9 protein-coding genes and 3 pseudogenes are annotated in these 12,058 nt (G+C 58.3%); 2 read left to right on the forward strand and 10 right to left on the reverse strand.

The features are described 5' to 3' along the window. Nucleotides 1–99: 99 nt before the first annotated feature. The 8 genes and pseudogenes from JFV26_RS16015 to JFV26_RS16050 form a co-directional block, all read right to left on the reverse strand. Nucleotides 100–834 carry an amino acid ABC transporter ATP-binding protein gene (locus JFV26_RS16015; protein ID WP_201193824.1) on the reverse strand — a complete coding sequence of 245 codons (735 nt, stop codon included), beginning with the start codon at nt 832–834 and terminating at the stop codon, nt 100–102. Then, the gene (locus JFV26_RS16020) at nt 779–1,501 is read right to left on the reverse strand and encodes an amino acid ABC transporter permease (RefSeq protein WP_446739933.1); all 723 of its coding nucleotides are present in this window, start codon (nt 1,499–1,501) and stop codon (nt 779–781) included. Before JFV26_RS16020 ends, JFV26_RS16015 begins: the two co-directional genes overlap by 56 nt. Then, nucleotides 1,501–2,247 carry an amino acid ABC transporter permease gene (locus JFV26_RS16025; RefSeq protein WP_201193826.1) on the reverse strand — a complete coding sequence of 249 codons (747 nt, stop codon included), beginning with the start codon at nt 2,245–2,247 and terminating at the stop codon, nt 1,501–1,503. Before JFV26_RS16025 ends, JFV26_RS16020 begins: the two co-directional genes overlap by 1 nt. A 351-nt stretch (nt 2,248–2,598) precedes the next feature. Further along, a complete protein-coding gene (locus JFV26_RS16030; RefSeq protein ID WP_201193828.1) occupies nt 2,599–3,513 on the reverse strand; it encodes a glutamate/aspartate ABC transporter substrate-binding protein in 915 nt (304 codons plus the stop codon). A gap of 433 nt (nt 3,514–3,946) precedes the next feature. Further along, nucleotides 3,947–5,485 carry a glycerol-3-phosphate dehydrogenase gene (gene glpD / locus JFV26_RS16035; protein ID WP_201193830.1) on the reverse strand — a complete coding sequence of 513 codons (1,539 nt, stop codon included), beginning with the start codon at nt 5,483–5,485 and terminating at the stop codon, nt 3,947–3,949. Between the two features lie 245 nt (nt 5,486–5,730). After that, on the reverse strand, nt 5,731–6,486 hold the full coding sequence (locus tag JFV26_RS16040) for a DeoR/GlpR family transcriptional regulator (RefSeq protein ID WP_027922833.1): 756 nt from the start codon (nt 6,484–6,486) through the stop codon (nt 5,731–5,733). Between the two features lie 95 nt (nt 6,487–6,581). Next, nucleotides 6,582–8,086, reverse strand: a pseudogene (gene glpK / locus JFV26_RS16045) (glycerol kinase GlpK). 75 nt (nt 8,087–8,161) lie between these two features. Further along, nucleotides 8,162–9,013 (reverse strand): MIP/aquaporin family protein, encoded by an 852-nt coding sequence (locus tag JFV26_RS16050; protein ID WP_201193831.1) that lies wholly within the window; start codon nt 9,011–9,013, stop codon nt 8,162–8,164. Nucleotides 9,014–9,385: 372 nt separating this feature from the next. Here JFV26_RS16050 and ybaK point away from each other — a divergent pair. Continuing rightward, nucleotides 9,386–9,855: pseudogene (ybaK, locus tag JFV26_RS16055) on the forward strand (Cys-tRNA(Pro) deacylase). Nucleotides 9,856–9,948: 93 nt separating this feature from the next. Beyond that, nucleotides 9,949–10,731, forward strand: coding sequence for a PhzF family phenazine biosynthesis protein (locus JFV26_RS16060; RefSeq protein ID WP_201193833.1), 783 nt, complete (start codon nt 9,949–9,951; stop codon nt 10,729–10,731). A gap of 103 nt (nt 10,732–10,834) precedes the next feature. Here the strand turns inward: JFV26_RS16060 and JFV26_RS16065 are convergent, their stop codons facing one another. Further along, entirely contained in the window at nt 10,835–11,944 is a 1,110-nt protein-coding gene (locus JFV26_RS16065; RefSeq protein WP_201193835.1) for an ABC transporter ATP-binding protein, read from the reverse strand. Beyond that, a pseudogene (locus tag JFV26_RS16070) lies at nt 11,941–12,058 on the reverse strand (ornithine carbamoyltransferase); the annotation flags it as partial. The pseudogene JFV26_RS16070 and the gene JFV26_RS16065, both read right to left, overlap by 4 nt.

The following is a 12,058-nucleotide window of genomic DNA, read 5'->3' on the forward strand; positions in this document are numbered from 1 at the left end:
AGGCTGCGATCTTTTGATCTTGATTCTTTGATAATCCCAGCAGATCAAGATCAAAAGATCGCAGCCTTCGGCAGCTCCTACAGGGGCGGCCGTGTAGCTTTAGTGCTGCAGAATCTTCTCGAGGAAGTGCTGCGCACGCTCGGAGCGGGCGCTGATGTCGCCGAAGAACTCCTCTTTCGGGCAGTCTTCGATGATCTTGCCCGCGTCCATGAAGATCACCCGGTCGGCCACTTTACGGGCGAAGCCCATTTCGTGGGTTACACACATCATGGTCATGCCTTCCTGGGCCAGTTGCACCATCACGTCGAGGACTTCGTTGACCATTTCCGGGTCGAGCGCCGAGGTCGGTTCGTCGAACAGCATGACGATCGGGTCCATGGCCAGCGCACGGGCAATCGCCACACGCTGTTGCTGGCCGCCGGAAAGTTGCCCCGGGTGCTTGTGAGCGTGGGCCGACAAGCCGACGCGTTCCAGCAATTGCAGGCCTTTGCTGGTGGCTTCTTCCTTGCTGCGGCCCAGTACCTTGATCTGCGCGATGGTCAGGTTTTCGGTGATGGTCAGGTGCGGGAACAGCTCGAAATGCTGGAACACCATGCCCACCCGCGACCGCAGTTTCGGCAGGTTGGTCTTCGGGTCGGCGATGGACGTGCCATCGACGATCACGTCGCCTTTCTGGAACGGTTCGAGGGCGTTGACGCATTTGATCAGGGTCGATTTGCCTGAGCCCGACGGGCCACAGACCACAATCACTTCGCCTTTTTTGACCTCGGTGCTGCAATCAGTCAGTACCTGGAAGTCGCCATACCACTTGTTGATGTTCTTGATAGAGATCATACGGCAAACCTTTTTGCAGACGCTTGACCAGCAGCGAGGCGGCAAAGCTGATTGTGAAGTACACGAGACCTGCGAAGATCAGGAACTCATTGGAGCGGCCGATGATGTCGCCACTGGCGCGCGAGGCATTGAGGAAGTCCACTAGGCCGACGGTGTAGACCAGCGAGGTGTCCTGAAACAGGATGATGCTTTGTTGCAGCAACAGCGGGGTCATCTTGCGGAATGCTTGCGGCAGGATGATCAACCGCATCATCTGCCCATAGCTCATGCCCAGCGCCTGGGCTGCGCCCATCTGGCCCTTGGGAATCGACTGCACGCCAGCGCGGACGATTTCGCAGAAGTACGCCGCTTCGAACATCATGAACGCCACGATGCACGAGGCGAACGCGCCGATCGGGGTATCTTCGCCGGTGATCCAGCGCAGCACGAACGGCACAGCCAGGTAGAACCAGGTGATGACCAGCAGCAGCGGGATCGAACGGAAGTAGTTCACGTAGGCGCCGGCAACGCGCGACAGCAGTTTGCTCGACGACAGGCGCATCAGCGCCAGGATCGTGCCGAGGATCAGCCCGCCGACGACGCCCAGCACCATCAGTTGCAGGGTCATGACCATGCCGTTCCACAGGCCGGGCAGGGAAGGAATAATGCCGCTGAAATCGAAATCCATCATTTACCCCCTACGGAGATCAGGCCGGGTACGGCGACTTTCTTCTCGACCAGGCGCATCAGCAGCATCAGGCTCATGTTCAGGGTGAAGTAGATCAGCGTGGCCAGGGTGAAGGCTTCGAACAGGTTGGCGGAGAACTCGGCGGTCTGTTTAGTCTGGGCGAGCAGTTCCATCAGGCCGATCAGCGAGGCCACGGACGAGTTCTTGAAGACGTTCAGAAATTCCGAGGTAAGCGGCGGAATGATGATGCGGTAGGCCTGGGGCAACAGCACATTCCAATAGATCTGCGGCAGCTTGAAGCCCATGGCACGCGCGGCGGATTCCTGGCCACGTGGCAACGCCTGAATGCCGGTGCGCACTTGTTCGCAAACGCGAGCAGCGGTGAACAGACCCAGGCACACGACAACGCTCAGGTAGGCCGAGGTGGTCGGGTTCAGGTCTTGCTTGTACCAGTCCTGCAGGTTTTGCGGCAGCAGGTCGGGCACCAGGAAGTACCAGATGAACAGCTGAACCAGCAGTGGCACGTTACGAAAGAGTTCGACGTAGCAGGTCGCGATGCCCGATACGACGCGGTTCGGTACGGTGCGCATGACACCCAGGATCGAGCCCAGCAGCAGGGCAACAATCCAGGCCACGACGGCGATGGCGATAGTCCAGCCCAAACCGGAGATGTACCAGTCGAGATAGGTCTCGCTGCCCACGCCGGTGGACTTGAAGAACACGCCCCAGTCCCAGTTGTAATTCATTAGGGTCTCCCCCCGGATCGATCAATGTACAAGTGCCCGCCTGGGGAAACTCCGTTCCCGCCCAACCTGGGTGGCCTGTGTGGTCAGTTCTGTCAGCTCAACTCTGGCCCCGCGGAAGTCCATCTCCTGCGTTGCTGTTCCTCGCCATAGCGGGCTATGACTCGTCACAGCGCCTTGGATATGAACTTCCGGCACCGAATTTGAGCTAACGAACTGACCGTACAGGCCACGGTCAGGCACACACGATCGGCTCGACAACCACCGGTTCGAGTGTTTCCAGAAAATGCCAGCAGGGAGTGACAAACCCCTGAAAGGGCAGGCGCCCTCTCAGGAGACAAGGTTAGTCAGAAATCAGGATTTCTTGTCGTCAGCCGCTTTGTCGGTCGGGTTGGCGATCAGCTTCTTGAGCTCGTCGCTCATCGGGAAGTTCAGGTTCAGGCCTTTAGGCGGGATTGGCTGCATGAACCATTTTTCGTAGATCTTGTTGATCTCGCCCGACTTGTAGGTGGCAACGATCGCGTCGTCGACAGCCTTCTTGAACGGTTCGTCGCCCTTGCGGACCATACAGCCGTAGATTTCGTAGGACTGTGGCGTACCGGTAACGGCCCAATCATCGGCTTTCTTGGCCTTGGCGGCTTCACCGGCCAGCAAGGCGTCGTCCATCATGAAGGCAACAGCGCGCCCCGATTCCAGCATCTGGAAGGACTCACCGTGGTCTTTGGCGGAGATGACGTTCATGCCCATCTGCTTGTCGGCGTTCATCGACTTGAGGATACGCTCGGACGTGGTGCCCGCGGTGGTCACGACGTTCTTGCCCTTGAGGTCGGCGAAGTCCTTGTACACGGAGTCTTTCTTCGACAGCAGACGAGTGCCGATTTCGAAGATGCCGACGGAGAAGTCAACCTGCTGCTGACGCTCGACGTTGTTGGTGGTAGAGCCGCACTCGACGTCCACGGTGCCGTTTTGCACCAGCGGAATACGGGTTTGCGAGGTGATCAGGTTGTATTTGACCTTGAGATCCGGCAGGTCGAGGTCTTTCTTGATGGCTTCGACGATTTTCAGCTGGATATCGTGGGAGTAACCGACAGGTTTGCCGGAAGCGTCCGCGATGTAGGAAAACGGAATGGAAGCGTCACGATGCCCGAGGGTGATGGTGCCGGACTCTTTGATCTTCTTCAGTGTGCCGGTGAGTTCGGCAGCGAAAACTGGAGTGCTAATCAGAGCGGCAGCAATGGCTGCGCCCAGGATATGGGGAACGATGCGCATCAAATTTTCCTCGACATTGTTTTTTTTATGGGGCCAGTTTGTCGGCCCTTTTGTGCACCGAATGCCTGGATGCTCCTGAAGATTGGGCACGGCAGTACATTCGTCCCAGAGTGTAGAGCATGACTCGTGCCAGGCCAGGTGATGTGGAACAAGATATTGATTTATAAAGGGATTAAATATTTATGGCGCTGAAAATACCGCTTGAATATCCGGTAAACCGAATTGATTGACAGGTCGCGTTCGGAAAACCGAATACGCCGAACTCTGTAGGAGCAAGGCTTGCCCGCGATGGTGTCCTCACAGAATGAATTGTTGCGACTGATACGCCGCCATCGCGGGCAAGCCTTGCTCCTACAGGGGGTGGTGTATGAAGAACGCAAAAAGCCCCTGAATCGTCAGATTCAGGGGCTTTGCGTTTAACCGGTTTTCCCGATCAGGCCGCTTCGATCTTGCTGCGGTTCTGCTCGACCTTGCTCAGGTAATCCGCCAGCTTCTTCTGTTCTGCCACAGTGGTGAACAACCCCAGCTTGCTTCGACGCCACAGAATGTCGTGAGCGGTGGTGGCCCACTCTTCGCTGCACAGGTAATCGACTTCGCGGGTGTAGAGACCGCCGCCGATGTGTTCACCCAGGTCGCTGAGGCTCTGCACGCCTTCGAGCATGCGCCAGGTGCGGCTGCCGTAGCTGGTGGCCCAGCGGCGGGCGATTTCGGTGGGTACCCAGTCGAACGTGTCGCGGATCCGTGCGCTCAAGGCTTGCGGGGTGGTCATGTCTTCGCCGCCAGGCAGGGTGGCCGTGGCGGTCCAGCTTGGCTTGATCTGCGAGAAGTACGGCGCCAGTTGGGCCAGTGCCGACTCGGCCAGTTTGCGATAGGTGGTCAGCTTGCCGCCGAACACCGACAGCAACGGGGCTTCTTCGCCACTGCCCGACAATGCCAGGGTGTAGTCGCGGGTCACGGCCGATGGATTGTCGGATTCGTCATTGCACAGCGGACGCACGCCGGAATAGCTGTGCTGGATGTCGTCGCGGCTGAGTTGCTTTTTAAAGTGGGCGTTGACCACTTTGAGCAGATAATCGGTTTCGCCTTCGGTGATTGCCACGGCAGCCGGGTCGCCGGTGTACTCGCGGTCGGTGGTGCCGATCAGGGTGAAGTGGTTCAGGTACGGAATGGTGAACACGATGCGCTGATCTTCGTTTTGCAGAATGTGCGCGTGTTCGCCTTCGTACAGTTTTGGCACGATCAGGTGGCTGCCCTGGATCAGGCGGATGCCGTACGGCGAATCCATCTTCAGGTCGTCACGAATGAACTTGGCGACCCACGGGCCGGCGGCGTTCACCAGCGCCTTGGCGCGGATCGAAAACAGGCTGCCATCGGCACGTTCCAGGTTCAGGTGCCACAGGCCCTTGGCGCGACGGGCGCTGACGCAACGGGTCTGGGTGTGAACGTGGGCGCCTTTCTCGCGAGCGGCCATGGCGTTCAGGACCACCAGGCGGGCATCGTCGACCCAACAATCGGAGTATTCGAAGCCTTTGGTGATTTCGCTTTTCAGCGGGCTGTCCGGACCGAACTTCAGGCTTTTCGAGCCTTCCAGTTTTTCCCGCTTGCCCAAGTGATCATAAAGGAACAGGCCGGCGCGGATCATCCACGCCGGGCGCAGGTGCGGGCGGTGTGGCAGCACGAAGCGCATCTGCTTGACGATATGCGGGGCCTTGGCCAACAGCACTTCGCGCTCGGCCAGCGCTTCGCGCACCAGACGGAATTCGTAATGTTCGAGGTAGCGCAGGCCGCCGTGGATCAGCTTGCTGCTGGCGGACGAGGTGTGGCTGGCCAGATCGTCCTTTTCACAAAGGAACACCGAAAGACCGCGACCGGCGGCATCCGCTGCAATCCCCACACCATTGATCCCACCACCGATGACGGCGATATCGTAGACCTCGGCGAGAGGGGGCGTAGGCAAGGTAGAAGTGGGCATCGGCTGGCCTCGGGCTTTTATGATTTTCGATATTTGAATTCGAACATTAATGTTCATTTGCGAAAATGGTAGCCCATAAAGCCGCTCACAGCTAGTCAACTTCGATTGAAAATACTGATCGAAGGGCCATTAAAGGAAAATTTACGAACATTAAAAGCAAAAGATCGCAGCCTTCGGCAGCTCCTACAGGATTGAGTGAACCTGTAGGAGCTGCCGAAGGCTGCGATCTTTAGAGGCTGAAAGCCTTAAACGACCTCGAGCCGAATCTTGTGCTGACTCAACAGCTGCGCCAGCGCCGGCACGGGCTGCTGATCGGTGACCAGGCAATCAATCAGGCTGATCGGACCCAGTCGAATCATGGCGTTGCGCCCGAATTTGCTGGAGTCCGCTGCCAGAATCACTTTCCGGGCGTTGGCGATGATCGCTTGGGACACCCGGACTTCCTGGTAATCGAAGTCCAGCAGGCTGCCGTCTTCGTCGATACCACTGATGCCGACGAGGGCGAAATCAACCTTGAACTGGTTAATGAAATCGACACTCGCCTGACCCACCACGCCGCCGTCACGCCGCACATTACCGCCGGTCAGCAGGACATCGAAATCGTCCTTGGCACTGAGCATTGAGGCGACGTGCAGGTTGTTGGTGATGATTTTCAGGTGATTGTGGTTGAGCAGTGCCCGGGCAATCGATTCGGTGGTGGTACCGATATTGATGAACAGCGAGGCGTGATCGGGGATCTGGGCCGCAATGGCTTCGCCGATACGCTGCTTTTCATCGCGCATCTGGTCGGCACGCATGGCGTAGGCGGTGTTTTCGACACTGGAGTCGTAGGCTGCGCCGCCGTGGTAGCGACGCAACAAATTGGCTTCCGCGAGCTGATTGATATCGCGGCGAATGGTTTGCGGTGTAACGACGAACAGCGTAGCCATTTCCTCGATGCTGACATAGCCGCGTTCGCGGACCAGTTCGAGGATTTGCTGCTGACGGGGAGGCAGATTCATGGGGCTTCCTTTGGGCTGCCGTGCAAAATTTGCCCATGATGCCGCAGGAATCTGCTCCCTACCAGTTACATACCGATACGAGTACTTACGTTGGCTTATTCAGCGCCTTCATGAGGTTCCCAGTCGCGGGTGCGGCTGACGGCTTTTTCCAGCCGGCGTAGAGTTTTTCCTTCGCACTTTCTTCCAGGGCCGGTTCGAATTCGCGTTCGATGACTGCCTTGCCGCGCAGCTCGTCCAGGCTGCCCCAGAAGCCACACGCCAGGCCGGCCAGGTAAGCGGCGCCCAGTGCGGTGGTTTCGCGCATTTGCGGGCGCTCAACGTGGGTGCCGAGGATATCGGCCTGGAACTGCATCAGGAAGTTGTTCGCCACCGCACCGCCATCCACGCGCAGGGCTTTCAGGCGTTCGCCGGAGTCCTGTTGCATGGCATCGAGCACGTCGCGGGTCTGGAAGGCAATCGATTCGAGCGCTGCACGAATGATGTGATCCACGCGTACGCCGCGAGTCAGGCCGAACAGCGCGCCACGGGCATACGGGTCCCAGTACGGAGCGCCCAGACCGGTAAAGGCCGGCACCAGATACACACCGTTGCTGTCCTTGACCTTGTTGGCGAAGTATTCGGTGTCGTGGGCGTCATTGATGATCTTCAGTTCATCACGCAGCCATTGAACGGTCGAACCGCCGTTGAACACCGCGCCTTCAAGGGCATAAGCCACTTCGCCGCGAGGGCCGCAAGCGATGGTGGTCAGCATGCCGTGCTTGGACTTCACGGCTTTGTCGCCGGTGTTCATCAGCAGGAAGCAGCCGGTGCCGTAGGTGTTTTTTGCCTGGCCGGGCTCGACGCACATTTGGCCGAACAGGGCCGCCTGTTGGTCGCCGGCGATACCGCCGATGGCGATGCCGCTTTTGGTGTGGCCGTAGATTTCGGACGACGACTTCACTTCCGGCAGCATTTCGCGCGGGATATCCAGCACGTCCAGCATCTTCGCGTCCCACTCCAGGGTGTGGATGTTGAAGAGCATGGTGCGAGAGGCGTTGGTGTAGTCGGTGACGTGGACTTTGCCGCCGGTGAATTTCCAGATAAGCCAGCTGTCGATGGTGCCGAACAGCAGTTCGCCGTTGCGTGCACGCTCACGGCTGCCTTCGACGTTGTCGAGGATCCACTTCAGCTTGGTGCCGGAGAAGTACGGGTCGGTGACCAGGCCGGTGGTGTCGCTGATGTATTGCTCGTGGCCATCGCGTTTGAGCTGTTGGCAGATCTCGGTGCTGCGGCGGCACTGCCAGACGATCGCGTTGTAGATCGGGCGGCCGGTGGTCTTGTCCCAGACCACGGTGGTTTCGCGCTGGTTGGTGATGCCGATGGCGGCCACCTGGTCATGATGCAGGCCGGCTTGAGCCAGGGCCTCGACCATCACGGCGCTTTGGGTCGCGAAAATTTCCATCGGGTCATGCTCGACCCAACCGGCTTGCGGGTAATGCTGGGCGAATTCGCGTTGTGCGGTGCAGACCACGTTCGCGTCGCGGTCGAAAATGATCGCGCGGGAGCTGGTCGTACCCTGATCGAGGGCAATGATGTAGTTCTTATTCTGAATGTCGGTCATGTCGATTGCCTTGGACGAAATAAGGGAGTGAGGTCAGGCGCACGATCAAATGGGCAGGATCGCGCGCCAACGGTATCAAGAGGTTCTTGGTTTGCCGTCAATGGCCGGTGTTGCGTCCTTTGTAGCAGGTTCGGGAGCCGGCAGATGACGGGCAATCAGCCCGCGATAGCCGGCCGCACCGAGGCAGGCACCGACAATCGGTGCAAAAATCGGAATCAGGAAGTACGGGATATCGCGTGCGCCGGTGAAGGAAACTTCGCCCCAGCCTGCGAAGAACGTCATTAGCTTGGGACCGAAATCACGTGCCGGGTTCATCGCGAAACCGGTGAGCGGGCCCATCGAGCTACCAATCACCGCAATCAGCAGGCCGATCAGCAGCGGCGCCAGCGGACCCTTTGGCAAGCCGTTGTTGTCGTCGGTCAGGGACATGATCACGCCCATCAGGATGGCGGTGATGATCATTTCAACCAGGAACGCCTGGGCAGTGGACAGGGCCGGGTTCGGGAAAGTGGAGAACACCGACGCCAACTCAAGGCTTGCTTGAGTGCCACGCACCATGTGGTGAGTTTGTTCGTAATCGAGGAATAGATTGCTGTAGAGCGTGTAGACCAACAGCGCGCCGCAGAATGCACCGGCGATTTGGGACAGGATGTAGAAGGGCAGTTTGCGCTTTTCGAAGTCAGCGAAAATGCTCAGGGCGATACTGACTGCAGGATTGAGGTGAGCCCCGGAAACCCCGGCGGTCAGGTAGATCGCCATGCTGACGCCTACGCCCCAAATGATGCTGATTTCCCATAGACCAAAACTGGCACCCGCGACCTTGAGCGCGGCAACGCAACCCGTACCAAAAAAGATCAATAGCGCAGTACCCAGGAACTCGGCCATGCATTGGCTCGAGAGCGACGGTTGTTTCAAAGCAGTTGTCATCGAAAACCTCATTTTTTTGTTGTTGTCTGGCGCTTTATCATCTTGGTCAAAGCGCGATTTTCACCGAGGCAGGATCCCCATCCTGATCTTGGTTTACTGCCGAGTACTACGTCGGGATCATTCCTGCCGTATTCGCATTCGAAAAAATATAGACAAGAAACGCTGCTGTCAAAGGTCGAAAGTGAACCATCAGTCATATTTAAGTTATTCGTCGGATCAATGATCGTGTGGATCACTGATTGAAGGGCTTGCGACCTAATGGAAACGGGCGGTTCCAAGCCTTGGAAACAGTGCCGTAATAGAGCCTTCTGTTGATCAATGATCTAGAATCCCGAGCAGTATTTTTCTTCTGTTGCCGAGCCCGGAGATGCCATGACCCCCGCATTGGATTTGTTGAAAAAAGTTCGTGCCGAACATCGCGTGCACAGTTACGAACATGATCCGAAGGCAGCGTCCTACGGCCTGGAAGCCGCGGAAAAGCTGGGTTTGGATCCAGCCCAAGTGTTCAAGACCTTGCTGGCGGCCAGTGAAAAAGGCGAATTACTGGTGGCGGTGGTACCGGTCGTCGGAAGTCTGGATTTGAAGCACCTGGCACACGCGGCCGGGGTGAAAAAGTCGAAATGGCCGACCCGGCGGCGGCACAACGGGCGACGGGTTATCTGTTGGGCGGCATCAGTCCGCTGGGGCAGAAGAAGCGACTGCGCACCTTTATCGATAATTCGGCTCAACCCTTTGCCAGTATTTTTGTCAGCGCCGGGCGACGTGGTCTTGAAGTCGAATTGGCGCCCGCGGTCCTGGCCGAGCACACCCAGGCGAAGTTCGCCGATATCGGTCGGGTTTGAGTCGACGCTGTATGGTGCACATTTGCCTGGTCTGTCACTGGCGCCTGTTGAGCGCCGGCTTCATGCTCGGTGGCCAGACTTGGGAGGTAAGTTATGCAGCTTGAATTTCATCAGGTCGACGCGTTCAGTGATCGGCCGTTCAGTGGCAACCCGGCGATGGTCTATCGCCTCGATGCCTGGCTCGCCGATGAGCTGATGCAGAAAATCGCCGCCGAGCACAACCTCGCCGAAACCGCCTTCGTGGTACGTGAAGGCCTGGTCTGGCATATCCGCTGGTTTACCCCGGCCATCGAAGTGCCGCTGTGCGGGCATGCGACCCTGGCCAGTGCGTTCGTGCTGTTTGATATCTATAAAGAACCGGCCAAACGCCTGGACTTCATCTGCAAGTCCGGCCCGTTGAGTGTCAGTCGCGAAGGCGAGCAGTTGTGGTTGGACTTCCCGGCGAGAGTGCCGACGGAAGTTGGCGTGACCCTGGACGTCGAGCGTGCGCTGGGTGTGGAGGCGGTGGATGTGCTGGGTTCGAATGAGCTGTTGGTGGTGCTGGAATCCGAGCAGGCCGTACTTGATTGCAAGCCAGACATGACGGCTCTGGCAAAACTGCCATGGCCCGGTGCAATCGTCACCGCCAGGGGAGGCAAGCATGACTTCGTGTCCCGGTACTTCGCGCCGGCAATCGGCATCAATGAAGACCCTGTGACCGGTTCAACCCATTGCAGTTTGATTCCGTACTGGTCGAAGCGCTTGGGCAAGTCGAGTCTGACGGCGTATCAGTGCTCGGCACGCGGCGGGGAGTTGTTTTGTCGGCTGGAAGGGGATCGGGTGAAGATTGGGGGGAATGCGACGCTGGTGGCAAGCGGAACATTGATGTTGGGTTGATCTTGTAGGAGCAAGGCTTGCCCGCGATTGGCCTAATGCGGTGTGTCAGTCACACCGCATTATCGTTCATCGCGAGCAAGCCTTGCTCCTACAAGTTCAGGTGTCAGGAGGCGGTGCTGTAGCGGCGGACACCGGATTCGACGGCCGGAATCTGCGCCGCCGTGCTGCCGGATGCCTGGAACAGCACCAGATGCTCAGCCGCCACGCGAATGCCCACTTGCGCACCTATTTCATGGTCGGCATGGCTCGGGAAGATCGATTCCAGCTGTGCGCCGGTTGGCATCTGCAAGCGGTACAAGGTCGAGGCACCGAGGAACGTTTTGCCAACAATGCGTGCTTTCAAGGTGCTGTCCGGCGCATAAACGATATCGTCCGGACGCAACAACACATCCACAGCGCCGCCAGTCGGCCAGGTGTAGGCACGATTGCCGCGTAATTCACCGAGCTCGGTCTGCACCGACTCCGGGCTGCTCAGCTGGCCACGAATGAAGTAACCCTGGCCAATAAAACTGGCCACAAACGGCGTCAGCGGTTCGTGATACAGGTTATAGGGCGTGTCCCACTGCTCCAGGCGACCTTCCTTGAAAACCCCGACATGATCGCTGACGGCGAATGCTTCTTCCTGGTCGTGAGTCACTAGAATCGCACTGGTGCCACGGGCCTTGAGAATGTCGCGTACTTCATGGCTGAGCTTGCGCCGCAGTTCGCCATCGAGGTTGGAAAACGGTTCGTCGAGCAGCAACAGTTGTGGTTCCGGCGCCAGGGCGCGGGCCAGGGCAACGCGTTGCTGCTGGCCACCGGACAACTCGTGGGGAAAGCGCTTGCCGAGATTCTTCAGGTTGACCAGTTCCAGCAACTCTTCAGTGACGCGATCCTTTTGCGGATGCTTGCGAATCCCGAAGGCAATATTATCGGCCACGCTCAAATGTGGAAACAGTGCGTAATCCTGAAAGACCATGCCGATCCGGCGCTTCTCCGGGGCGAGGGTGAAACCGGCGCTGGAGATGGTCTCGCCAGCCAGCTGGATTTCACCCTCGTGCACCGGTTCAAAACCAGCGATGGCCCGCAGGGTAGTGGTCTTGCCGCAGCCCGAAGAGCCCAGCAGGCAGCCGATGTCGCCGGCATTCAAGTGCAGGTTGAGGTTCTGTACAACCCGCTGGTCCTGATAACCGCAGGCAAGGTTGCGCAGGTTGAGCAGTAGTGGCTGACTCATGCGTGGTGGTACGCCGGTGCGACCAGAAACTCCAGCAGGGCTTTTTGTGCATGCAGACGGTTTTCCGCCTGGTCCCATGCAACAGAGCGCGGGTCATCCAGCAGGTCGAGGCTG

The sequence above is a fragment of the Pseudomonas sp. TH31 genome (assembly GCF_016650815.1).
GTDB lineage: Bacteria > Pseudomonadota > Gammaproteobacteria > Pseudomonadales > Pseudomonadaceae > Aquipseudomonas.